This window comes from Sediminibacillus halophilus, assembly GCF_900103695.1.
GTDB lineage: Bacteria > Bacillota > Bacilli > Bacillales > Amphibacillaceae > Sediminibacillus > Sediminibacillus halophilus.
In genome coordinates, this window is record NZ_FNHF01000001.1 from 1220757 (window position 1) to 1245212 (window position 24456).

The following is a 24456-nucleotide window of genomic DNA, read 5'->3' on the forward strand; positions in this document are numbered from 1 at the left end:
TATGCAATTTCTTGAATTAAATTGCCATCTTCTTAAAAGTTGTCACAAAATGAGGTAAACTTATATTTAAAGTACCCCGGCTTCCTTTTCGTTAAACCTTTTTTAAAAAACTTTTTAAAATTTTTTGTAGGTTCGAATATTATCCCCTCGTTTTATCCATATGCACCTTTTTAGATGATATAAAATAAGTATGTAATAGAAGAAAGCTACCCGAGATAACGGGCAGCTTTGGAAAATTATCATACGCCTTCAGATTGTTTTAAGGCATCAAAAATATCATCAGCTTCTCGGTCATCATCATACGTCAGTACTTCATCAACAGGTTGGTAGGACTTTCCGTAAATTTCTTCGTCTTTATAAGTGTGAATGTCTTCATACATCTTTTTCATTTGTTTATAAATTTCTTCTTCATCCTGATTATCCGGACTCCAATATAATATTTCCATCGGAGTGTTTTCATTTGTCGCAAGGCTGCGCCGATTGTAGCCGATCGACTGTGCGTGAACAAATCCCTCTCGCTGGTAAAATTTCAACCGTTTTTCCGTGTCGCTGTCTTCGTAATCAACCGGTTCCACTTCCAGGATAATCGGTTTGTTCTTGGCTTTCAGCTTTTCGATTAATTGATGTCCCAGCCCCTGGCCTCGAGATGCTGCAGATACATATACATAATCGATAAAGATAAATGATTTGAACTCTGCGTACATAAGCACATGATGTGGTCCTTCGTCTTTATAGTAGACGTCGCCTTTTTCCTTTAACAGCATTTCCATATGCTTTTGAGACTTCATCTCTTCTACGGGAAAATACTTGTTTAGCTTTTCGTACCAGTTCATTGATCTACTCCTTGTATTTGTAGTCCTCTTTATTATAACGGAATATCCTTCAATTGTTAAATCTTCTCACAGGCTCAAATTAGTTTTTCCCGAAATTTAATTTTCTACACATGCACTTTTAATAGGGAATCTCCGTATAAACAAACACTGCCGGAATTTCCGGCAGTGTTTGTTTATTCATCTAATGGTGTATAATCAACATTGTCTGTATAACTGTTTCCAGAATTCCAAATGAGAAATTCCTGGATGCCATTCTCATTTAGAGCTTTTATTTGTGCTTCAACTTCTTCTTTACCATATTGTTTCGTCTTACCGCTATATAACCATGGTGCCTCAAAATCCTGAATCCACGGCCGTGAAATCGGAGGGTCTTCCAAGCTTCCCAACACCTCGTTTTCCACCTTGGCATATTCGGTAACTAATTTGTATGGTTCCTCATCCGGATTATCTATGCCGAAGTAAGATGTCCAATGGCTCGGATAAATCATCGAAGAAATCACATCCACATTGTCCGCTATTTTAGAGAAGTTTTGTCCAATTCCAGGTGCTTCTTCAATCGTGGCAGAATAACCAAAGATATCGACTGAAACATCGACATCATAATCTGATAATTCTTCCCTGGCATGGGACACGAAATCCGTAACTGCTTTCACCCGTTTCTTGACTCCATTCATTTCCAAATCAGCATAATCTCCCTGATCATACTCTAATTCCTCGGCTCTAGTCTCAAAACCCTCGGGAAAGCGGACATAATCAAACTGAATTTCCTGAAAGCCCATCTCTGCTACCTGTTTTGCCAATTCAATGTTATAGTCCCATACTTCTTTTTGAAACGGACTCACAAACGCTTCTCCCTTCCCATTTTTCCATACCTCTCCATTTTGGGTGAAAGATAAATCCGGACGTTCCTTTGCCAGCACCGAATCCTTAAATACTACGATTCTGGCAATCGGATAAATCCCTTCTTCCTCCAAACGTTTGAGCATCTTTTGCGGGTCTCCGATATAATTAGTTCCCACGTCTGCATAAGGAGAATCTTCCGCAAATTTGAAGGTTACATTGCCGTGATCCTCTTTCACATCGATTACCATACTATTCAGCTCTGTGTCATTAATCAGCTTGATTAATTGGTCAAACCGTTCGCCGCCTGCTGAATTACCTGTTACATAAATTCCTCTGACATGATCAGGATACTCAAAATCCAAACCCGAATTATAGGAGAATCGTGAAATCCGTTCGGGAACTTTATATGTTTCTACACTACTCATACTCCTATGGTGTGTCTTCATGGTTTTCGTTTCCTCTGCAGCGTTTACCTTTTGTACGGATACAACCATCAGCAGGAGCATGGCAATAATCATTGTCTTCAGTTGTCGTTTCCCCATCGCTATCAGTCTCCTATTTTATGTAGTAAGTAGTACTTCTATTATAAAAGAAATAAAGGGGAGGTTGGAACCCGAATTGTTGTTTTTGTCGTAATTTTACTATTTTTGCTATCTCATTTTCCTTACCCATTCATCTTTTGTGTGAAACTCCATTGATAAGCGTTTATCCGAATGCTGTGCCCGAATAGGCAGCCAAATAAATGAAAGTGACTATCATCACAGTGCAAGATGATATGCATAAAACAAAAAATCATCAGCATAACAAGAATATGCTGATGATTTTTGAAGAAGGGGCAATTATGAGTCAAGCCCTTCATTTATTTTATCACGAATCTGCTATTTTCAATTTTTATTTAACTCTTGCTTGTATGCTTCAAACTCTTTGGTAGTACATGATACCCAATGGCCTGGTGTGATTTCCCGAAATTCCGGTTCTTCACTGGTATCATGCTGGCTTGGATCATATTCAACACGCTGGCGGTTTCTTTCGTAATCTGGGTCCGGCAAAGGTATTGCCGAAAGCAGTGATTTCGTGTAAGGATGCAAAGGATTTTTGTACAGTTCATCACTGTCTGTAAGTTCCACAAGTTTACCGAAATACATAACACCAATGCGGTCACTGATATACTTAACCATGGACAAATCGTGCGCGATAAATAGATAGGTCAATCCGTGATCTTTTTGCAGTTCTTTCAAAAGGTTTACGACTTGCGCCTGAATGGACACATCAAGCGCAGAGATTGGTTCGTCAGCAATGATAAATTCAGGGTCGACTGCCAGGGCTCTGGCGATTCCAATGCGTTGTCGCTGGCCGCCGCTAAATTCATGCGGGTAGCGGTTGGCGTGTTCTTTATTCAGTCCGACTCTTTCCAGTAATTCTTCCACACGTTGTTTACGTGCCTGCGGACTCTTGGATAGTCCGTGTACATCCAGTCCTTCTGCGATAATATCCATGACAGTCATACGCGGATTTAAAGAAGCATATGGATCTTGGAAAATCATTTGCATTTTCTGGTTGAATTTTTTTAAATCCTGGCTGTTTTTCTTACCATGTACATCTTCACCTTTAAACTTTACATTTCCATCGGTTGCATCATACAGACGGATGATCGTACGGCCGGTTGTTGATTTACCACAACCCGATTCACCAACAAGTCCAAAGGTTTCTCCTTTGTATATATCAAAAGAAATACCGTCTATTGCTTTTACTACACTGTGCCTGCCAGTTTTAAAGTATTGCTTTAAGTTGCTTACTTCCAATAACTTTTCCTGAGTCACGGTCACGGCCGTTCACCTTCCTTCGAATTGCCGGCTCCGGTCTTGGCAAAGCCCTTCATACGGCGTTTAACTGCCTCTGGTGGCTCTATATCAGGTGCATATTCATGCAAGAGCCAAGTCGCAGCATAGTGGGTATCAGATACCTTGAACATCGGCGGTTCCATTTCCTTATCTATTTCCAATGCATATTCGTTCCGTGGGGCGAAAGCATCCCCTTTTGGCGGCTTCAGCATATCCGGAGGAGAACCTGGAATAGCGATGAGGCTGTCCTCGGTATTATCAAGCGTTGGCATCGATCCCAACAATCCCCATGTATATGGGTGTTTCGGATTATAGAAAATTTCATCAACTGTCCCGATTTCCACGATTTTGCCGGCATACATAACAGCAACACGGTCAGCGACGTTCGCCACCACTCCTAGATCATGGGTTATAAAAATAATCGAGCTTTCCGTTTTCTTTTGAATATCCTTCATCAACTCTAAAATTTGGGCTTGTATGGTTACATCCAATGCTGTAGTTGGTTCGTCGGCGATCAAAATTTTCGGATTACAAGCCAAAGCAATCGCAATCACAACCCGCTGACGTTGTCCACCAGAAAATTGGTGCGGATACTGATTGATTCTCTCCGTCGGATTTGGAAGTCCTACAAGCTCAAGCAGTTCGATAGCACGGCTTTTTGCCTGTGCACGACTCATTTTTTGGTGCTTGATAAGTCCTTCCATGATTTGATTTCCAATTTTCATCGTAGGGTTCAAAGATGTCATCGGATCCTGGAAAATGGTTGAAATATCTTTTCCGCGGATTTGCTGCATCTCTTTTTCCTTCAGTTTTGCTAAATCTTTGCCATCAAACAATATTTCTCCTTGTTTTATCCGGCCCGGCGGTGAGGGAATCAATCTCGCTAATGCTCTCGTGGTTACAGATTTACCGGAACCCGATTCCCCGACAATCGCTAATGTTTCTCCTTTTTTCAGGTCAAAGGTAACACCGCGTACCGCTTTAACTTCTCCACCGTACGTATCAAAGGAGATGTGTAAGTCATTTACTTCTAGAATCTTATCCATGTCAGCACATGCCTCCTATTCACGCATCTTCGGATCTAGCGCATCACGCAGTCCGTCTGCCAAAATATTAAATCCGATCATAATCAATGAAATGACAATCGCAGGGAAAATCATGATATGCGGGTTGATTTGCAACGCTTTGAATCCATCATTGATCAATGTACCAAGCGACGCATCCGGCGGCTGCAGTCCCAAACCGATAAAGCTCAAGAACGCTTCAAAGAAAATAGCGTTAGGGATGGTAAACATTGTGTTTACAATAATCATACCCAATGTATTAGGAATTAGATGCTTCGACAGTATTCTAGGATGCGAGGATCCCAATGTACGAGAAGCCAATACAAACTCCTGGCCTTTCAGCTTGAGTACTTGCCCCCTGACAATTCTCGCCATTCCAGTCCAGCCCGTTATCGTTAACGCGATAATTATCGCGATAATCCCAGGGTCGAGGATCATGATCATCAGAATAACAACCACAAGGTTCGGAATCCCGACTAGTATCTCGATGATACGCTGCATCACGTTATCCGTCCTGCCACCAAAATAGCCGGAGATACCACCATAAGCTACACCAATCAGCATATCGATTGCCGCAGCAACAAACGCAATTAACAAGGAAATCCTTGTTCCGTACCAAGTACGAGTAAATAGGTCACGCCCCAATGTGTCGGTACCAAACCAAAAATACTCATCCTGCAGCCCTTTTGCTTCATATACATGATAGAAGCCAGCCACTTTAGCAGAGTCCTTACTCCCATCGCCTTCTCGTTTTACATCATAAGTGATGAATTCATCATCCGTCTGAGTGAAACGCTGGCGTATCCGTTCTTTGGCTGCTTCGACACTGGCAGCTTCATAGGTTTCCGTTTTTGTTCCATCGAGCCGCAGCCATTGTATGGATTCTAATCCTTGTACACGCGGCGGCAGCTTAGACAAGCCTAAATCCTGGTCATCTACACCATCTTCGTTAAAGTGGGGCCCGATTATGGACATGATGCCAATCAAAACAATCACGACCAGTCCAAATATCGCACCTTTGTTCGTTTTCAAACGTCTCCAGGCATCCTGCCAATAAGTCAAGTTAGGGCGCTGGATTTGTTCACTTTCATTTTCATCAGGCTTAGCAGGTACAAACAGATCTTTATTTAACTTTTCTTTGTCCATCAGTCTTTACCTCCAGCTAATCGAATACGCGGATCAATTATTCCGTATAGTATATCGATTACAAGTATAATCAGGATGAAGAAGAAGGCGAAGAAAAGGGTTGTGCCCATAATAACCGGAAAGTCATTTGTTGTTACCGAAGTGACAAATTGTTCTCCGATACCAGGAATCGAAAAAATCTGTTCGATAACCAATGTACCTGTCATAAGGCTGACTGCCATCGGTCCCATTACAGTTACCAAAGGAATAAGTGCATTACGAAGACCGTGCTTAAACATAATGCCACCCTTTGTAACGCCTTTCGCCCGTGCGGTTACAATGTAATCCGAACCAAGTACTTCGATCATCTCTGTCCGCAGAAAACGCGCCGCTATAGCAAGCGGAAAAATTGCCAAAGCTATTGTCGGCATAATCGTGTGCTGAAAGCCTTCCCAGAAAGCGATTGGCAAAAGACCTAACTTAACACCGACAAAATATTGGAGTAAACCGGCAAAAATAAACGAAGGTATCGATATTCCTATTACCGATATGACGTTCGATGTATAATCGATCCAGCTATTATTTCGAACAGCGGCCACCAATCCGAGCAGCATACCAAGGATAGTACCGAGAATCATCGCCTGGAAACCTAAATGGGCTGAAACAGGGATTCTGCTAGCCAATAAAGCAGTTACCGGCTGGTTATTCATTTGGAATGATACACCTAAATCTCCTTGAGCAAGGTTGCCTAAATAATTGATATATTGTACAGGTACCGGGTCATCTAAGTTATATTTTTCATAAAGGATTTCCAACTGTGCCTCCGAAAGCTTTTGCTCCGCTTTCATCGGTGAGCCTGGCAGCATTTTCATGAGAAAGAAAGAAAACGTCGCAATCAAAAACAAGGTGAGCAGCATATAGCCAAGCCGCTGAAGTATATATCTAACCATCCCTATCCCTCCTAATCTATCAAAATTATATTTAATCTTCTAATAATTCTAAAAATCTAGTCAAACTGAAAAAGAGAGTATACGCCGGCAAGCAGCTGGCAGTACACTCTCCTCTCCTCTCCAAAGAGGTGTTACGTCATCTCAAAATTATCAAGTTTATTCTTCGATATAAGCCCACTTGTATGAGAAGTCTGCCCCCATTGGCTGGAATATAACGCCTTTAACAGATGGTCTCCACAGATATGCACGGGAACGCTGGTACAATGGAGCGATTGCCGCATCATCCATCAGCACTTTTTCTGCTTCAAGGAAATTGTCATAACGTGCAGGCAAATCTGTTAACAATTCGTTATTTGCTTCTTTGATCAATTTATCATATTCTTCGTTGTTATAGTTCATTGTCATGTATGGGCTGTCAGAAGTCCACATGTTCAACCATGTGCTTGGGTCAAGATAGTCAGGACCCCAGCCGGAATTCTGAATGTCATAATCAGAAGCTTCATCTCTTGCAAGACGCTCTTCAAATGGTACGGAAGAGATATTGACAGTCAAACCTTCAAGTGTATCTTCAAGCTGGTTCTTAATGTAAGCGTCCATTTCTGTGGCAGTTTCGGTGTCACCGCCAAGATAGCCTAGCTCGATAGAATCTACACCCAGCTCATCAAGGCCTTTTTGCCACAATTCCTTCGCTTTTTCCTTATCTGTTGTAAGCAGGTCTCCGTTGATGTCACGGAAATCTTCTCCAGATTCAGGATGTGTAGTGAAATCTACTGGCACGGCACCGTTAGCTACGATTGATCCATTAGCAAGGATAACGTCTACCATGTCTTGCTTATTAATCGCCATGGCAATAGCCTTACGGATGTTTTGATTTTTAAGGTATTCGTTTGCCTGGTTCATTTTCAAGTAGAACAAGGTTGGTTCAGGCATTGTACGGTAATCTTCCGTCCCTGCATATTGTTCTACAAATTCAGCCGTCAAACTAGCACGGTCTGTTTCACCTGTTTCATATAAGTTAACCGCAGTACTTGTTTCTTTAACAACATCTACATTTATTTCTTCCAACTGGACAGTTTCAGCATCCCAATAATCCGGATTCTTTTTCATTGTCCATGATTCGTTTGCTTTTGGATCCCAGTCTTCGAGTGTGAATGGGCCGTTATAAATCAAGTTGTCAGAAGTTAGTGCGTAATCGTCGCCTTGTTCTGTTACAAAGTCTTCGTTTAGCGGCAGATAAGTACCGAATGTGAGCAAGCTGTGGAAATATGGTACAGCTTTTTCCAAAGTGATTTTTAATTCATAGTCGCTGACTGCTTCAACGCCAAGCTCTTCAACGTCTTTTTCACCATTGTTGATAGCAGTTGCATTTTTAAGTACGTCGTTCATCATGAATGGGCCGTATTCAGATCCAGTATCCGGATCGATAGCACGTCTCCAAGCGAACACGAAATCGTGGGCAGTTACCGGGTCGCCATTGGACCAAACTGCATCTTCACGTAGTTTTATGTTCCAAGTCAAGCCGTCTTCACTTACTTCTGGTTCTCCCTCAGCAATACCTGGTACCGGTTCAGCATTTTCACCTAGACGGTAAAGACCTTCCATAGTAGAGCCTAAGTATTGGAATGCAACCGCATCAGTTGCTAGCGAAGAATCCATTGTCGGAATCTGTGAAGTGTCAAGCAGGTTAAGCACCTGTTCGCCGCTTGCCTCTCCGCCTTCTTCTGAAGTACCTTCATCGGTACCTTCTTCCGTTGAACCTGTGTCCTCACCGCTGCTGTCACCTTCGGAACTGGATCCGCCGGAACAAGCTGCAAGGAAAACACTCAATAGTAGTGCCATTGCAAGCAATAGCCAATTTGCCTTTCTCATGAAGTAAATGACCTCCCCTTAGATTAAATTTTCTAAATATTTGCGCGGATGTTTGATCCACAATTTGAATTATACAAGTTTTCATACAATTTTGCATCATTTTTTTTACAAAAAATTTATCAACTCCCGTAAACATTGCATTCTAGTTACATAAAATAGTTCTTTCGGACTAGTTAATTGTCAGTCATTGCTTGTTTTTACGAAACCACTTCAAGGCGATATTTATTCATTCTCTATTTCCGGTCTTTGATTTCCTTTGCCACGAATTATTTTACCGTATGTCCAATCATGCTATAATACTTCATATCTATGGAAAAGTTGGTGTATGTATGAAACTCCTTAAGAATAAATGGGCACTGCTCAGTTTAAATCTTGCAGTCGGCCTTGCTTTTTTCCTTATTACTGCTCCTGCGCTGCAACTGAAACATATGATCAATATTCTCTTTTATTTCGGAGCATGCTGGCTGTTTGTCGGAATATTTTTATGGACCGTCCATGGCGGTTTCTTTGATGGCGTCGTATATGGTTTCCGGAAATCGTTCGAGCGTAGTTTTAAGCGGAATGATTATCTTTCAGAAAATGACACGGTACCTTCCGAAAAAGTAAGCATTTCCTTTGTCAAAGCAGCCTGTTTCCAGGGTTTCTGTTTACTGGTATTGATGCTTATCCTGCTGACTAGGTTTTATGCGGCTTAGATTAGTCCTATGGTCATTTAACAAATAGTTAATAGTGATTCCTTACCTCAAAGAAGCGGATGGTGCATCTGCTTCTTTATTTTTCCCCTGTCTATTACTGCGTTACTTGAAGTAAATAGTACTTCCCCTGCTTCATTTTGAGTTTCCTTTCACTGGTGAAGCCACTTTTCCCATTCCCCATACCTGCTTTGCTATCATAGCAAGAAATACATTTTGAGGTCCGCCCTTGCATTTCATCAAAAGTCTTTATATAATGGTAAAAAATCAATATCTTTAGCAATGAAAAAGGCGTAGTACAATTACCCGCTGATTTGTAGAGAGCTTGTGGTTGGTGGAAACAAGCATCAAGGTGAATTGGAATTGGACTTTCGAGCTAAGTTGAATTCTTAAGTGATCGGACTGGGAAACAGTTTGATAATAAGGGTGGCACCGCGGTTCATTCGTCCCTTCGAAAGAAGGAAAGAATGAGCTTTTTTTGTGCTCAATTTATGCTCGCAACTTCCCTTATCAACGCTGCAGATTATGAAGAGGTGATTATATTGAAAACTATATTTTCGGGAATACAGCCGAGCGGGACATTGACACTCGGAAACTATCTGGGAGCAATGAAACAATTTGTGGATTTACAGGAGGAAAACCACTGCTATTTTTGTATTGTCGATGAGCATGCGATTACCGTTCCCCAAGACCGTTTGAAGCTGAGGGAAAATATCCGCTCGCTGGCAGCTCTCTATTTGGCATCAGGAATAGATCCAGAAAAATCGACATTGTTTATTCAATCCGAGGTCGCAGCACATACACAGCTGGGTTGGATGTTGCAATCCATCAGTTATATCGGTGAATTAGAGCGAATGACACAATTCAAAGACAAGTCGGCAGGAAAAGATGCAGTTTCTTCATCCCTGCTTACCTATCCTCCACTAATGGCTGCGGATATTTTGCTTTATAAAACGGATTTAGTGCCGGTAGGGGATGATCAAAAGCAACATTTAGAACTAACCCGTAATTTAGCACAAAGATTCAACAATAAGTTTAACGACATCTTTACCGTGCCGGAAGTAAGCATCCCTAAGACTGGTGCCAGAATTATGTCGCTACAAGATCCTACCAAAAAGATGAGCAAATCAGATTCGAATCAAAAAGCATCCATCTTCATGTTGGATGACGAGAAAAAAATCGAAAAGAAAATCAAGAGCGCTGTCACTGATTCAGAAGGTATTGTTAAGTTTGATAAGGAAAATAAGCCGGGTGTTTCTAACCTGCTTGCCATTTACGCCAGTTGTACCGGCTCCTCCATCGCAGAGTTGGAAAGCAAGTATCGGGACAAAGGCTATGGCCAATTCAAACAGGATACCGCTGAGGCAGTTATTTCCGTACTCAAGCCTCTTCAAGCGCGATACTATGAGTTGATCGACTCGCAAGAGCTTGATGATATTCTGGATAACGGTGCGGATAAAGCGGAGCAGGCAGCAAACAAAATGCTCGCCAAAGCAAAAAAAGCGATGGGGCTTGGAAGAGTCAAAAAGAAACCGAAAAAGTAATACTTGCAGCAAATATGATAAGATGCCTTTTCAAAAGAAAAACCCGCAAAATCATCATCCTTTTTTTGTGGGTTTTTCCTTTTCCTACCTCCAGTCAAAAGAGACCGGCGATCATCCGGTCTCTCTTTATTAAAGCATCCGTTTATAAGTATTTTGCTGATCCTGATTCTGTTCCAGCTCATACATCTTTTCAAAAAATGGCTGTCCCTTGACCAGTTTGGCACAAAGTTCTTCATGAGCTCTGCTCCATCCCGGGCTTACGCCTTCATACAGAGCTTGCCATGCAGCGTCGAAGTCCATTTCCCGGATTCTCGAATATTGATCTGGGTTCCACTCTGTCAGCCAGTATCGGACTTCCTGTAAGTTTTTCGTACCCTCCAGCTGATCCAAAGCCATCATTAATAATTGCTTCAGCTGCCTTTCTTTCCTCGTTAATCCGAGCATCGAATCAGGTGAAAGGGATAAAATATGATATTCTTTTTCCCTCTGTTCCGGTGAAAAAGAAAACTCCAGCCTGCTTGTGCCATCAATTAGGTCATATACAAGCCGTTCCTGTCTCGGTATCAACCTGCTTTTTCGAACCGGCAGATGGTAGCCCATCGTGTCGATTGCCAAAATCGATTGGCCATCGGTGATTACACATGCATAGTCCAATGATATCCGTTCTTGGTTTTTCCTTAAGTATGCCCGTTGGTGGATTGCCTCCAGCAAGCTTTTGGGCAAATCCTGCAAGTCATTTTCTATATAATGATACAACATTTCATCAATGTAAAGAACCGGCACCTGGTCCAGCAGTTCAATGCCGTCTTCTTTTCTCCATTCATGAAATGCACAAACATTATAGCCGTTTTCTTCGCCTTCAAACCAATTCACCCATACGTCGTGTAAATACAACATGTCGAACCCCCGCTTTATTAATTGGATCGTTAGAAAATTGCGGCCCCTTCAAGCTTGCCGGCATTCCTTCATGCTGTTTCCCTCATCTTGTCCTGCCTGCTGCCAGTCGGCCTGGCCGGAAACTGAGAACCGTACAAAATTTAACTTTTATTTACGATACATTATGGCCAAAAAAGGAATATTTATTCTAACCAACCTAATAATTAACAGGTATTACCCTGGGTACTTATAAATGGCGATAATGATCAGCAGCAGTCCTAGCGGGAGAAAGTAGCATTCCAATCTGCCCTGGATAAATAAGAAGTAATCAATCCAGGAAACGCCGGCCGGAATAAAGTTTAAATAAAGAATGAACGTAACTCCCCCAGAAACTGCTAAACCGAATCCCACAAGAAACAATAAGACATAGCCCACGATTTTTCCCCCTGCCTGTCCACCCTTGATCATTTACTTATATGTATGATGGACAGGCTGTTCTAATTCCTGTATGTTTGATCAAAAAATTACTTCGTTCTTCTTTTTTTGATACCCTTCTTATGAAAAAGCGGACGTCAATTAGTATTCATCATTCGGTTGACAAGCAAAAACCCCATTCCTTTAAAGGAATGGGGTTCAAAAGGTTTAAGCATCCTGATATTTTTTAAAAATAAGGGTCGCATTGTGACCGCCAAATCCGAGCGAGTTACTCAAAGCATATTCGTATTCCTGCTGTCTCGATTGATTAGGTACGTAATCGAGATCACATTCTGGATCTGGAGTTTCCAAATTAATCGTTGGTGGCAAAATGCCCTCATTAATAGATTTTACCGAAATAATTGCTTCAATTGCCCCTGCTGCTCCAAGCAAGTGGCCGGTCATCGATTTGGTAGAAGATATCGCTAATTTTTCAGCATGTCCGCCGAAAACTTGTTTGATTGCTTTTGTTTCAAATGGATCGTTTAATTCCGTACTTGTTCCATGGGCATTAATATAAGCAATTTGAGAAGCGTCAATCCCCGCATCGCTTATTGCCTGGTTCATGGCACGTACTGCGCCTTCCCCTTCAGGAGCTGGAGAAGTAATATGATAAGCATCTCCTGCAGATCCGTAACCGACTATCTCACCGTAAATTTTTGCTCCGCGTTGCTTTGCGGATTCCAACGATTCAATAACCAGTATTCCCGCACCTTCGCCCATCACGAATCCGTCACGATTTTGATCAAATGGACGACTCGCTGTTTTCGGGTTATCGTTGAAGGTTAACGCTTTTGCTGTTGAAAAACCGGCGAAAGCCATTTTCGTAAGCGGTGCTTCCGCGCCCCCAGTAATCATAACATCTGCATCTCCACGCTGAATGACTTTAAAGGCATCCCCAATAGAATTGGTTCCCGAGGCACAAGCGGTCACCGTACAAGAGTTGATTCCTTTTGCTCCCAATTGAATGGATATTTGACCAGCTGCCATGTCCGGTATAAGCATAGGTACAAAGAACGGACTGACACGGCGATAGCCTTTCTCCTGGAATTTTTCAAACTGCTCCTCGTATGTCTTCATGCCGCCGATTCCGGAACCAACCCAAACACCAACCCGCGGGGCTAGTTCTTCTGTGATATCCAAGTCCGCATCCTTTACCGCCATTTTTGCCGCTCCGACGGCATATTGGGTGAACAAGTCCATCCGCTTGGCTTCTTTTTTCTCCATATAGTTTACCGGATCCCAGTCTTTCACCTCACCGGCAACTTTCGCAGGAAAATCATCTTTGTCGACTTTTGTTACAAAATCGATTCCAGATGTTCCTTCTATAATATTCCCCCACATCGTGTCTACATCATTACCGACAGGACTGACAGCTCCCAGTCCTGTGATAACCACACGTCTATTTTCCATTTTTACTCCTCCTTCTCTATCCCATGTCATTTCTTATCTACCATATTTGAATGCAACCGCACCCCATGTAAGTCCCCCGCCAAAACCGACGAGAACCACTAAGTCATCTTCATTTATTTTACCGTTTTTTACTCCTTCTGACAAAGCGATCGGAATAGAAGCCGCCGAGGTATTTCCATATCTTTTTACGGAAGTTGCCATTTTCTCTTCTGGAATACCAAGTTTCTCGCGCGCTGCTTCCATGATTCGGATATTTGCTTGGTGAGGAATTAAATAATCGACGTCCTCACGTCTGAACCCAGCTTTTTCTACAACATTCACCGAAGACTCCGGCATCTGCCGCACTGCAAATTTGAACACCTCGCGGCCATTCATACTCAAGTAGTCCTTATCTTGATACAGATATTTACCACCTGATCCGTCAGCTCCCAGCTCAAAAGATAAAATGCCGCGTTCGTCGCTGACTTCGCCGATAACTGCCGCTCCTGCACCGTCACCGAACAGGACGCAAGTATTGCGATCCGTCCAGTCCGTAATCTTGGACAGTTTTTCCACACCTACGACAAGAATGTTTTTATAAACTCCGGTATCAATGAACTGTTTGGCTGTTACTACGCCGTACATAAAGCCGGAACAAGCTGCGCTTAAATCCATCGCCGCAACCTTATCGGCTCCCAATCGATCCTGCAGCATGCATGAAACAGATGGAAATGGTGTATCTGGTGTCACGGTGGCTACCATGATCATATCCAAGTCTTTTGCCGTAATCCCCGCTTCTTCCATCGCGTTCACTGCGGCTCGGTATGCCATTTCCGATGTATCCATATCATCTTCTGCAATTCTTCTCTCTTCAATCCCGGTTCTGGTGCGAATCCATTCATCCGTAGTATCAACTATTTTTTCCAAATCAAAATTGGTGAGCACTTTTTCCGGTACATAGTGACCGGTCCCTGTTATACCTGCCCTCATCTATTACCTCTCCTCATCATACAGAGTTTACTATCAATTATTAAGACTTGGTACTAATTTTAATCGATTCCTGTATTATATTCAAGTTTTTCAGAGACTATTCGCCATAACTGTGATGTCCGCCTTCGCTTTGTGGCCATCCGTTCAATAAACTAATATGGGAGGTGATAAAATGGCCGAAAGAAATCAAAATAGCAGCGAACCAGGATACAGCCGCTTCGATGAAATGATGTTCGGGCCTCGGAAAAGGGATTCACAGGATAGAAAAGAGTCTGTCGCTGCATCGGGCCAGTCTGAAGAAACGGAGTCATTTGATTTGTTTGGCACTGCCCAGACTGTGATGGAAACCTATCAGCAACTTTCGCCCTATGTGAAAGAAATCTCGGGATTAATCAAGCAGTTCCGGAAATAACGGCCATTGCTGCCAAGCTGCGTCCGTGCTTTACGGGCGCTTGATTTTGGGAAGCAACTCTATTACTCGCTGTCCGAACAAAAAGACTGCCTGCTTGTCCAGCAATAAGGCAGCCTTATCCATTGAAATATTACTGTTCATTTGGCAGCAGGCCAGTATCTTTATACCGGTCAATCGCATCCTGAATTTCTTCAACAAAGCTTTCCGGTACTTCAGGACTGAATTCCCCCATCGTGATTCCTCCATCCTGAAAATCGTATGTCTTTACATCTCCTGTCAGGTTTCCTTCATTGAAAGCTTCCGCTGTTTGCAAATAAATATCATCCACATGCTGGACAGTACTGGTCAACACTGTGTTTTTGCCCAAACTGGCCTGGTCTGTGACATAACCGATTGCATATAATCCTTTTTCTTTTACTTTGTTGATCACCTGGACACTGAACTGATCTCCTGTCGGATAGAAAACATCGACGTCTTGGGTGCTCATTTGATCCAGCAAGTCTAGCGCCCTGCCACTGTCATCCCAGCTATTCACAAAGTTCATATGTACATCTGCCTCGGGGTTTTGGTAATTGACTCCCTCGTAAAAGCCCTCAATTTCCGGCTGCCATTCAAAAGCACCGATCAATCCGACATTGTTGGTAGAGGTCATTTTTCCGGCCACCATCCCACTGAAAAATCCCATGGCATGAGAATTAAAATTGACGGAGGTCAAATTATCACCTGTATATCCCCCATTGAAGTAAACGAAATGAATATCCGGATATGCCTCATTGATTTCATCGAACATTTTTCCGTAGTTACTACTGTGACCAAAGATTAAATTAATCCCCTGGTTAGAGAATTCCTCGACTGCACGATTGACATCCTGCTGAGTTTGTATACCTTCTTTAAAATAAACGTCTACATCATATTCTTCTTTGATTTTCAAAAGTCCCTGATAGCCTTTATTTCCCCAAGTCTGATCATGGATAGAATTCTCAACAAGCATGCCGACCCTGTTGATTTCTCCCCCACCCAAGGTGGAGCAGCCGGCTGCCAAAAGGAAACAGAAACCGGCAAGGAAGACAAGCGGAACAAATCGGTATCTATTTTTCACCGTGCGCACTCCCAATCGGTCAGTAATCTCTAGTACTATTCTACCGTCTTACTGCTAGTCCGTAAACGCTTCGAATTATTACATTCTGATTACATTAATAAAAGGGCTTAAATTTTTCATAATGCTGATTCAATTTCCTTTGACGCAGCTCAGTCTCTTCAGAGGAAAGAACGGGTATCACTTTTGCATCTCCACCTCTCATTTCCTCCTCTCTTCCGGGAGGACAAAAGATGATGCGCTTATTCTGCTGCTTTGTTTCCAAAAGAGGAAGAAAAGCTTCAAAAAAATCTTCTATATATACAGCTTCCGTATGGAAAGACTCCGAATCAAAGGGGACTGTCCCTCCATCCGGTCTTGTCAGGCTGTCCTCTGACCTGGGCATCCATTCGCCATATAATAGAGGTAATTGCACATGGCACCATTCCTCTTGAATTTGTTCCTCCTTCAACCTGCTGAGGAAAAATTTTTTGGTTGTATCGCATGTATCCAGCATGCCCGTTTTTTGCTCCGTTTCTATTTGGATGATTGCTTCTAATTTTGCATCTGTTTTGCCTTTTTGATACTCCTCTATCGTTGTAAATAATTGAAAGGAACTGTTCCGTGCCATAAAAGCCCAAAAATTATCTTGCTTGGTCGTTGTGGCTTCCCCTATTCCAATAACTTGTTCACCGTGTTGCAGTAGCTTTTCACAGAGATGAAAGCCTATCCAGTTAAAGCAAGGTAAAACCAAATACATAGGAAACGCCCTCCTTTTCCGCTATTTCCCGCCAATATTATACACAGGAATTTGTGAGAATTACTATTTTTTATATTTATTTTTTAACAGGCTTCTGCTAAACTAAAAATAGAATGTGTAAAAAATGAGGTGAAATGATTGCGTTATCTTTGGACAGTTATCTGGTCATTTTTACTTAGCTTTTTGATATCGTATGTATTATCAAGCATGGGCGGGGCAACTCTGCCGTTCGATCAGGTGCTTGTGTTAACAGTAATTTTTTCTGTAGCAATTTTTCTTTTAGGCGGTGCTTTGAAAGAAGAAACAGAATAGGCTGCATCCGCTGCCACTTTGGATGAAAACCCTTGCCCACAAGGAGTCGGCAAGGGTTTATTATTACGGACAAATTTAAAACCAGGGCAGCGCACTTAAGGCTACAAGTGCTGTCAACGGCAACACAAGACGGCGGAACCTTCCCGGTCCATATCCATATCCTGGATAACCATATCCTGGGTAACCATAACCTGGATAGCCATAACCAGGGTAGTATCCAAACTGCCGATCATCTCCATATCCTGTATAATACTCGGGGACAGTTGTTTGGATGGGAACCGCCAAATACACAAAGTCTTCGTCCAAGTCGACAACGATACCGTCCACTTTGGACCCATCATTCAATTCAGCAAGTACATAGGAGTTCATATGGGACTTGCAAAGCTCATATATATGGTGGTGGCTGTGTGGTCTGTTCATGTTGACTACCTCCTTCACACTTTAGCCTATTCATTGATGCCTGGGTGTGTGACAGGGATGACGATATACAAATGTCAAAGAACCATACTAGTTAAAAACATGCTTTGGAAAATTGGGAGGAAAAACATGGATTTCGCCAACGATTTTTGGATTTTAGTCAAATATGTATTTTTAGGTTTTTTTCAAGGGTTTACAGAGCCGATACCGATTTCTTCCAGCGGTCATCTCGTCCTGCTTAGAAATTTGTTTCAATTGAACATTCATGGGTTGTCTTTTGAAATTTTGGTAAATGCAGGTTCACTGATTGCCGTACTGCTTGTTTATAGGAAGGATATTCTCCGATTAATCCAAAACGGGTTCCGTTATCTGTTCACCAAACAGCCAGAAACACGGGACGATTTTAATTTTATTTTGTATTTGATTGTCGGAACCATCCCGGCCGGTGTGATTGGCATTTTGTTCGAAGACCAGATTGAACATGTTTTCAGCTTTTCGAAAATGGTCGGTCTCACGTTGATTGTCACAGGAATTGCCTTATGGATTATCCGAAATATTAAAGGATACAAAAATGACGGCGAGATCACATTCAAGGATGCGCTCATCGTCGGATTGGCCCAGGCTGTGGCATTAATACCGGGAATCAGCCGTTCCGGAGCTACCATCGTAGGAGCCATGCTGCTTGGCATGCATAAAGAAACTGCGCTGCGCTATTCGTTTTTACTTTATATACCCGTAAGTTTGGGCACGCTTGTCCTCAGTATCGGAGAAATTGTGAACGACGATCAATTCAGCACCTTGTTCATCCCTTACTTGCTTGCGTTTATGGCTGCCATTATTGCCACCTATTATTCGTTGCGGTGGTTTATGAATATCATGGCAAAAGGAAACTTGAAATACTTTTCATTCTACTGCTTCATTGTCGGTATTCTCGCCATATTGTTCTTATAAAAAAAGCTGTCCAGCATGTATGATGCGGACAGCTTTTTTCCTTATCCAATATTCTGTTTCATTTTGTGAACTGTTAAGGTCAATAAACATTCTTTATTCACATTTTCATCACCGTGATAAGAAATTTTTTGCTTCTCTCCATTCGAACTTTATTCCCTGGATGGAGGGTTTTCATCGGTCTCCGTTCGTTTCCGTGTTAATTTATCCAAGAATTTTGCTGCAACTAAAAACCCCTTGCAGTTTGCAAGAGGTTCGGCAATCATTAATCTGGAATACCTAGCGCGATCTTGGCATATCTGGACATCCGGTCTTTCGACCAAGGCGGATTCCAAACGATATTGACGTTTGTTTCCTTTACCTCCGGGATGTCGCTCAGAACAAATTTGACATCTTGTTCAATATGACCAGCCAATGGGCAGCCCATCGCCGTCAATGTCATGGTAACGGTGGCCACACCGTTATCGTCTAAGTCAACTCCGTAGACAAGGCCTAAGTTGACAATATCTATCCCGAGTTCCGGGTCAATTACGTTCTCAAGAGCACCCATCAAGTTTTCCTGCAACGCTTCCTCCATGATACAAACCTCCTTGATATTGGTTCTTCTTATTATAAACACATATCGATGAATTTTTAAATGATAATCCTCTAAGCTCCTACAATTGCATATCAAACCACTTCACTGTCTCCAGTACAGCGAACCTGCTGACTTTGTGTCCGCGGCCGACCTCGCGTAAAAAGCGGATGCTTTCCGGATTTTTATAATAAGGAACGACTTCATTGTAAAAACTGTATGCATGGTCAAAAGGTACGACCGGGTCTGCTTCGCCATGCCAGAAAAACAGTGGACGTTCATATAACTTGTCCATCTGCTTCGACAAATCAATGGTCTCCAGCTGTTGATAAATGGTATGAATCTGTTCGTCCGACATTTCAAAGTCAGAACTTGATTTCTTCATTTGATCGACCAACGCTTTCGCATAATCGGTGATTTTCGGAGATCCCATCAGCACTGCTGACGCTTTAATCCATGGATACTGCGTCAAGGCAGCAGCTGTAGTGATCCCTCCCATACTGGTTCCAGCAAGACCGAACCTTTCATCAAGCAGCAGCCCTTTTTCTTCCAGGGTGTTCTTAATCACCTGCAAATCCTTTATGTTTTGGCTGACAATTTCAAAAAAACGGATATTCATTTCATTTGCTGATAAGTCTTCTGCTCTATCCCCATGGAGGATACTGTCCGGGAGAATGACCCGGAAACCTTTTTCCGCGAGCAAATAAGCGAGTGGAAGGTTATGTTCTTTAGCGCTTGTATAGCCATGAAAATATGTAAGGACCGGCAGCGGCTCTCCGCTCTTTTCTGCATCGACGACAATAAGGACGGGAATTTCATTCCATTTTTCTCTGCTTACGGTGATCATGTCTTCTTATCCTCTCATCAATAGTGGTAGTCATACTTCCATGATAATCGTTACGCTAAAAACATGCAAAACAAACAGTAAATTTAACCCATTCTTTACAGATAACCTGTTCACCGATAAACTATACTTACATAAGAGGTGATTAAATAAATGAAAATGAACCAGCATTTGATAGCATTGGATCTCGACGGAACCCTGCTTACAGACAACAAGGTGATAAGCGAGAAAACAAAGAAAGTAGTCATGCAGGCAAAACAAGCCGGCCATATTGTGGTGATTGCCACTGGCAGACCACATCGTGCCAGCATTGACTATTACAAGGAGTTGGAATTAGACACTCCGATGGTGAATTTTAACGGAGCGTTGATTCATCATCCATTAGATAAAAAGTGGGACGCTGTCCATTCACCACTACCTAACCGGACAGCAAAAGCAATCGTCCAGTCTTGTTATGATCTGGAGGTCAACAATATCATGGCCGAGGTCGGGGACGACGTCTACCTTGATCGGTATGATGAAGAATTAATGAAAATCTTCCACACCGATCAGGCTAATCCTGTAACTGTCGGCAGCCTGAAAAATCATTTGCAGGATGATCCAACTTCCCTGTTGATACACCCTCAGGAAGAACATATACAAGAGCTCCGCTCCCACCTGGATGACAAACACGCTTCCGTCATTGAACACCGCAAGTGGGGAGCTCCATGGCACGTGATCGAAATTGTGCGTAAAGGGCTGAATAAAGCAGTCGGACTGGAAAAAATCGCCCGCTACTTTGATATTCCACAGTCACGCGTTATTGCTTTCGGAGACGAAGATAACGACTTAGAAATGATTGAATATGCTGGTGTCGGCGTGGCGATGGGAAATGGGATTGAGGAATTGAAAAATTTGGCGAACCATGTCGCCGAAACGAATGAATCGGATGGTATTGGAGGCTTCTTGGAAGAGTATTTGCATCTTGGAGTCCACAGCACCAGCACTAAATAACAGGATTAATTCTGGCATCTTTTTCAAGTCATTGTTTTTCCTTACGATGCCCATACTAAGCTTGAACGCAATAGCGTTCAAGCTTTTTTGTACGCTGGTTTTCTCGGCAGCCGGTGTTGCGACAAAGAGTCTGTTGCCTGCTTCAAGCAGGGACTATCGATCGTGAACATTTCTATTAGGGGGAATGGAAATGAGCAGAAAAAGCAAGTCGAAACGAATTACGCAGCAGGGTGCGGATTCGGTAAAAAGACACGATGAGCGCTTTCCTTATCGGGAACGCTTTACCGATGTCGAGCGCAAAGAGGAACAGGCAGACCAACATACTCTGGGAGGTTTTTAACAATGGCAAACAATTTCATGCAGCAAGCAAGAAATGCGATGAACCGTTTAACCAACATGACAAACGGTGGCCAGAATGTCAGCGAACAGGAGAAACAAGCAGCTCGCAATGCAATCCAATCTGCTTATACAAGCGCTTCCCCCGAAGAACAAGAACAGCTTCAACAATTAGAAGAACAGCTTAATCGCCATAACCAAATGCAATAAATTGACAGGGAGGCATCCATCCGGGTGCCTTCCTTTTCCATGTATTGAATGATTGGTTTTTGTGTCTCATTCTTCCTGATCTGATTGTCCAAATGAATCAGAAAGTGTTTTTATGAGACGTACATAAAACGACAAGATTATTACCCAGGAAATAAGTCAACATTCCTATAGAACTTTATTGAACCAAAGGATCACTCCCCTTCTTTTCCTTATGGCTCTATTTGTCCTCTATCGCTTTTGTAAATGACAAATATCTGCTATTATGGACGTAAATCTGTGTTACATAGGAGGACTAAGCATGAGTGTACGAGTGGAAGCGACACCGAACCCAAATGCAATGAAATTTACTACTGATTCCATGATATTTGAAGGAAATAATAGTGTATCCGTGATGGCTGGACAAACAAGCGAGCACCAGGTGCTGAATGACCTGATGGAATTGGACGGAGTCGACAATGTTTTCGGTTTCCAAAACTTCATCACAGTAAACAAAAAATTCGATGTGGAGTGGGAGTCGCTAACCCCGCAAGTGGAAGCTGTTTTAAATGAATACGGATATTAAGAGCTTTCTATAAAACCGATTCGACGAAGGTCTAAGTCTGGGAGCAATCATGTTTTCTGTAAGTGCCTCCTTGTTTAGGATCAAAAAAAGCTGTTCAAGAAGAATTTGCACTTCTTCGAACAGCTTTTTTTATATTCTCTTAAAACAGCATAAAATGCATTCCGTACCGAATGGGAAATGGCGGTCCTTTCCCTTATCGATTCAGGCTGGCTATCGTATGCTTCAAAGAAGGATATTAGTCGTTGCGCCGGAAGAAACCAAATATTCCGGTCGTCTGCACAACATTCGTAAACGCCTGCGGATCCACTTCCGAAATAATCCGCTCCAAATCATACAGTTCGTACCTGGTGATAACAAGTACCATCATGTCCTTGTGTTCACGACTGTACGCTCCGCGGGCAGGTAAAATCGTGATGCCGCGGATCATCTTGTCGTGAATCGCTTTCTGCAACTCCTCCGCTTTACGGGTGACAATCATAGCTGTCACTTTTTCATGACGAGTATGAAGCGCATCGATTACCCTTGTTGTTACATATAATGTTAGCAACGTATACAAAGCATTCTCTGCCTCATAGAGCAAACCAGCCACAATGATAATCCCACTGTTGATGATCAAAAAGAAATTACCGATCGGTTTGTCTTTCATACGCGACAATACCATCGCCACGATATCAAGACCGCCTGTTGAAGCACCCCATTTCAAAGTCATTCCGACACCTATACCGCCGATGACACCGCCGAAAACAGCATTTAAAATAATATCCTCTGACAACGGCTGTACTGGCAAAACTTCAAGGAAAATCGTCGTGAATATAACCGAGATTACGCTATATATCGTAAAACCCTTACCGACTTTGTACCAGCCCAAAATGGCAACCGGTATGTTCAAAATGAATAAAATAATACCCGTGCTGACTCCATCGATATTAAAGAAGTCTTGAAAAATACTTGATAAAAGCTGGGCAATACCTGTAAAGCCGCTGGCATAGACATTCGCGGCAATCAGGAAAAAGTTTAACGCAATCGCATTGAACAATGCCCCCACCATCACTATAAAAATTCGTCTCGCTTCAATGAAAAACATAACTGCCTCCTTCGTTTATCCCGGTCAAAAGCCACGCCTATACGGCTTGCTGCAGGTGTGGCCGCTCCCTGTGTCGCTGTTGTTTTCCATCATCCAATCGGGCTATTTTTTTCTACATGTCCTTATCGTTTCCATATGTAGCAAAAATAAGCTTCTCTTTTCCATACCCAGCTAACCGTCCCAATAATCTGCAGTATCGCATTTACCATCTTCCAATCTAACTAAATAGGAAAAAGTTTTGACTAACGATAGCGGTACGCTTACACTGTAAATAAACTGCACTGATTTATTTATCATCAACGGGACCTGTTTGTTAAGCGGGATTCCATGTTAGTTCTTTTTAAGAACGCAACTCCCATTTAAACTTTTTTACCGTATTAAAAATGATTCGAATTGAGGGTGGAAAACATGAATGTGAAAATTATCACCGATTCTGCGTGTGACCTTTCGCAAGGCCATTATGAAAAATACAACATTGATATGGTATCACTGACTGTCGAACTCGACAATGAAAACTTTGAAGACGCAAAAACGATTTCTGCAAAAGCGGTCTATGATGCCATGCGCGCAGGAAAGGCACCGAAAACGTCGCAGGTCAGTCCCCAGAAGTTCCGTGAAGCGTTTGAAAACTATGCTAAACAAAACCAGCCATGTCTTTATATCGCTTTCTCTTCCGAACTTTCAGGAACGTATAACGCAGGCAGGATGGCGATGCAGGAAGTCAAGGAGGATTATCCTGACTGGGAAGTCCAAGTACTCGATACCCATTGCGCTTCCTTGGGACACGGATTGGTAGTTCTGCGTGCCGCACAGCTTGCAAGTGAAGGAGAAAGTCTGACCCAAATTAAAGAAATTGCCCGATACCATGCCAATCACATGGAGCACATCTTCACAGTAGATGATCTGGAATATTTGTACCGTGGTGGCCGAGTGAGCAAAACGGCAGCATTTGTCGGTTCGTTGCTAAAAATCAAACCTTTGTTGCATGTAGAGGACGGTAAGCTGATACCACTGGAAAAAATCCGTGGTTCCAAGCGGGTGTTGAAACGAATGGTAGATGTAATGGAGGAACGGGGGAAAGATTTTCAGAACCAGCCAATCGGCATCAGCCACGGAGATGATATAGAAAATGCAAGGCAGCTGGCCGAAATGATCAGAGAACGATTTAAAACCGAAGATATCCATATTGAAATGGTCGGCTCAGCGATTGGAGCCCATTCCGGCCCTGGAACACTTGCTTTGTTTTTCTTGAACGATGAATACCGGTAGAATACACATGGCTGGGACAAAAGCATAGTAACCAAAGGAAAAACCGAACGATGTTTCGAATTCAAAACTTCGAACTCGATCGGTTTTTCTTTTATGATTTTTTCGCTTAGTTAACTAAGTAATAAATTGTGCAGGCATCCCCCGGCAAGGTACCTCGCTTTCTGAGG

Annotated in this window: 27 protein-coding genes and 1 other annotated feature; of the genes, 10 read left to right on the top strand and 17 right to left on the bottom strand. The window is 42.5% G+C overall.

Features of this window, described 5'->3' with window-relative positions:
• Nucleotides 1–239: 239 nt before the first annotated feature.
• From BLR82_RS06270 to BLR82_RS06300, 7 genes are all read right to left on the bottom strand, one after another.
• On the bottom strand, nt 240–833 hold the full coding sequence (locus BLR82_RS06270; RefSeq protein WP_074598087.1) for a GNAT family N-acetyltransferase: 594 nt from the start codon (nt 831–833) through the stop codon (nt 240–242).
• Nucleotides 834–1006: 173 nt separating this feature from the next.
• Nucleotides 1007–2218, bottom strand: coding sequence for a putative glycoside hydrolase (locus tag BLR82_RS06275; RefSeq protein ID WP_074598088.1), 1212 nt, complete (start codon nt 2216–2218; stop codon nt 1007–1009).
• Nucleotides 2219–2560: 342 nt separating this feature from the next.
• Nucleotides 2561–3496 carry an ABC transporter ATP-binding protein gene (locus BLR82_RS06280; RefSeq protein ID WP_074598301.1) on the bottom strand — a complete coding sequence of 312 codons (936 nt, stop codon included), beginning with the start codon at nt 3494–3496 and terminating at the stop codon, nt 2561–2563.
• Between the two features lie 2 nt (nt 3497–3498).
• The gene (locus BLR82_RS06285; RefSeq protein WP_074598089.1) at nt 3499–4563 is read right to left on the bottom strand and encodes an ABC transporter ATP-binding protein; all 1065 of its coding nucleotides are present in this window, start codon (nt 4561–4563) and stop codon (nt 3499–3501) included.
• 15 nt (nt 4564–4578) lie between these two features.
• Nucleotides 4579–5727 carry an oligopeptide ABC transporter permease gene (gene opp3C, locus BLR82_RS06290; RefSeq protein WP_074598090.1) on the bottom strand — a complete coding sequence of 383 codons (1149 nt, stop codon included), beginning with the start codon at nt 5725–5727 and terminating at the stop codon, nt 4579–4581.
• A complete protein-coding gene (gene opp3b, locus BLR82_RS06295) occupies nt 5727–6656 on the bottom strand; it encodes an oligopeptide ABC transporter permease (protein WP_074598091.1) in 930 nt (309 codons plus the stop codon). Before opp3b ends, opp3C begins: the two co-directional genes overlap by 1 nt.
• A gap of 156 nt (nt 6657–6812) precedes the next feature.
• The gene (locus BLR82_RS06300) at nt 6813–8525 is read right to left on the bottom strand and encodes a peptide ABC transporter substrate-binding protein (RefSeq protein ID WP_074598092.1); all 1713 of its coding nucleotides are present in this window, start codon (nt 8523–8525) and stop codon (nt 6813–6815) included.
• 329 nt (nt 8526–8854) lie between these two features.
• Between BLR82_RS06300 and BLR82_RS06305 the strand changes: the two genes are divergently transcribed.
• Nucleotides 8855–9220: a DUF3899 domain-containing protein gene (locus BLR82_RS06305; protein WP_074598093.1), complete on the top strand. Its 366-nt coding sequence runs from the start codon at nt 8855–8857 to the stop codon at nt 9218–9220.
• Nucleotides 9221–9490: 270 nt separating this feature from the next.
• Nucleotides 9491–9671, top strand: a binding site (T-box leader).
• An 88-nt stretch (nt 9672–9759) separates the two neighbouring features.
• A complete protein-coding gene (gene trpS, locus BLR82_RS06310) occupies nt 9760–10761 on the top strand; it encodes a tryptophan--tRNA ligase (protein WP_074598302.1) in 1002 nt (333 codons plus the stop codon).
• A gap of 129 nt (nt 10762–10890) precedes the next feature.
• Here the strand turns inward: trpS and BLR82_RS06315 are convergent, their stop codons facing one another.
• The 4 genes from BLR82_RS06315 to BLR82_RS06330 all read right to left on the bottom strand — a co-directional run bounded on the left by BLR82_RS06315 (nt 10891) and on the right by BLR82_RS06330 (nt 14493).
• Nucleotides 10891–11658: a YjbA family protein gene (locus tag BLR82_RS06315; RefSeq protein ID WP_074598094.1), complete on the bottom strand. Its 768-nt coding sequence runs from the start codon at nt 11656–11658 to the stop codon at nt 10891–10893.
• Nucleotides 11659–11871: 213 nt separating this feature from the next.
• Nucleotides 11872–12072 (bottom strand): YuzI family membrane protein, encoded by a 201-nt coding sequence (locus tag BLR82_RS06320; RefSeq protein WP_074598095.1) that lies wholly within the window; start codon nt 12070–12072, stop codon nt 11872–11874.
• A gap of 207 nt (nt 12073–12279) precedes the next feature.
• Nucleotides 12280–13524: a beta-ketoacyl-ACP synthase II gene (gene fabF / locus BLR82_RS06325; RefSeq protein WP_074598096.1), complete on the bottom strand. Its 1245-nt coding sequence runs from the start codon at nt 13522–13524 to the stop codon at nt 12280–12282.
• A gap of 33 nt (nt 13525–13557) precedes the next feature.
• A complete protein-coding gene (locus BLR82_RS06330) occupies nt 13558–14493 on the bottom strand; it encodes a beta-ketoacyl-ACP synthase III (RefSeq protein ID WP_074598097.1) in 936 nt (311 codons plus the stop codon).
• Between the two features lie 172 nt (nt 14494–14665).
• Here BLR82_RS06330 and BLR82_RS06335 point away from each other — a divergent pair, with 172 nt between their 5' ends.
• Nucleotides 14666–14905, top strand: coding sequence for a hypothetical protein (locus BLR82_RS06335; protein ID WP_074598098.1), 240 nt, complete (start codon nt 14666–14668; stop codon nt 14903–14905).
• A gap of 130 nt (nt 14906–15035) precedes the next feature.
• On the opposite strand, the gene BLR82_RS06340 is transcribed toward BLR82_RS06335, so the two are convergent.
• Both BLR82_RS06340 and BLR82_RS06345 read right to left on the bottom strand, forming a co-directional pair.
• Nucleotides 15036–16004, bottom strand: a complete 969-nt coding sequence (locus BLR82_RS06340; protein ID WP_074598099.1) for a BMP family ABC transporter substrate-binding protein — start codon at nt 16002–16004, stop codon at nt 15036–15038.
• Between the two features lie 94 nt (nt 16005–16098).
• Nucleotides 16099–16740, bottom strand: a complete 642-nt coding sequence (locus BLR82_RS06345; protein WP_074598100.1) for a hypothetical protein — start codon at nt 16738–16740, stop codon at nt 16099–16101.
• 138 nt (nt 16741–16878) lie between these two features.
• Between BLR82_RS06345 and BLR82_RS06350 the strand changes: the two genes are divergently transcribed.
• Nucleotides 16879–17052: a YjzD family protein gene (locus BLR82_RS06350; RefSeq protein WP_074598101.1), complete on the top strand. Its 174-nt coding sequence runs from the start codon at nt 16879–16881 to the stop codon at nt 17050–17052.
• Nucleotides 17053–17127: 75 nt separating this feature from the next.
• Here the strand turns inward: BLR82_RS06350 and BLR82_RS06355 are convergent, their stop codons facing one another.
• Nucleotides 17128–17472 carry a hypothetical protein gene (locus BLR82_RS06355; protein WP_074598102.1) on the bottom strand — a complete coding sequence of 115 codons (345 nt, stop codon included), beginning with the start codon at nt 17470–17472 and terminating at the stop codon, nt 17128–17130.
• A gap of 126 nt (nt 17473–17598) precedes the next feature.
• On the opposite strand from BLR82_RS06355, the gene BLR82_RS06360 reads away from it, so the two are divergent.
• Nucleotides 17599–18420, top strand: coding sequence for an undecaprenyl-diphosphate phosphatase (locus tag BLR82_RS06360; protein WP_074598103.1), 822 nt, complete (start codon nt 17599–17601; stop codon nt 18418–18420).
• A gap of 262 nt (nt 18421–18682) precedes the next feature.
• Here the strand turns inward: BLR82_RS06360 and BLR82_RS06365 are convergent, their stop codons facing one another.
• Nucleotides 18683–18994 carry a metal-sulfur cluster assembly factor gene (locus tag BLR82_RS06365; protein ID WP_074598104.1) on the bottom strand — a complete coding sequence of 104 codons (312 nt, stop codon included), beginning with the start codon at nt 18992–18994 and terminating at the stop codon, nt 18683–18685.
• Nucleotides 18995–19073: 79 nt separating this feature from the next.
• Entirely contained in the window at nt 19074–19838 is a 765-nt protein-coding gene (locus BLR82_RS06370) for a prolyl oligopeptidase family serine peptidase (protein ID WP_074598105.1), read from the bottom strand.
• Between the two features lie 150 nt (nt 19839–19988).
• Between BLR82_RS06370 and BLR82_RS06375 the strand changes: the two genes are divergently transcribed.
• The 4 genes from BLR82_RS06375 (at nt 19989) to BLR82_RS06385 (ending at nt 21936) form a co-directional block, all read left to right on the top strand.
• A complete protein-coding gene (locus BLR82_RS06375) occupies nt 19989–20828 on the top strand; it encodes a Cof-type HAD-IIB family hydrolase (protein WP_074598106.1) in 840 nt (279 codons plus the stop codon).
• Between the two features lie 190 nt (nt 20829–21018).
• Entirely contained in the window at nt 21019–21168 is a 150-nt protein-coding gene (locus tag BLR82_RS20980; RefSeq protein WP_175486758.1) for a hypothetical protein, read from the top strand.
• A gap of 2 nt (nt 21169–21170) precedes the next feature.
• Nucleotides 21171–21374 carry a DUF3813 family protein gene (locus BLR82_RS06380; protein WP_074598107.1) on the top strand — a complete coding sequence of 68 codons (204 nt, stop codon included), beginning with the start codon at nt 21171–21173 and terminating at the stop codon, nt 21372–21374.
• A gap of 298 nt (nt 21375–21672) precedes the next feature.
• On the top strand, nt 21673–21936 hold the full coding sequence (locus tag BLR82_RS06385) for a NifU N-terminal domain-containing protein (protein WP_074598108.1): 264 nt from the start codon (nt 21673–21675) through the stop codon (nt 21934–21936).
• 235 nt (nt 21937–22171) lie between these two features.
• On the opposite strand, the gene BLR82_RS06390 is transcribed toward BLR82_RS06385, so the two are convergent.
• Complete coding sequence (locus tag BLR82_RS06390; protein ID WP_074598109.1) at nt 22172–23020, bottom strand: YitT family protein; 849 nt, start codon at nt 23018–23020, stop codon at nt 22172–22174.
• Between the two features lie 408 nt (nt 23021–23428).
• Between BLR82_RS06390 and BLR82_RS06395 the strand changes: the two genes are divergently transcribed.
• Complete coding sequence (locus BLR82_RS06395) at nt 23429–24289, top strand: DegV family protein (RefSeq protein WP_074598110.1); 861 nt, start codon at nt 23429–23431, stop codon at nt 24287–24289.
• Nucleotides 24290–24456 lie beyond the last annotated feature (167 nt).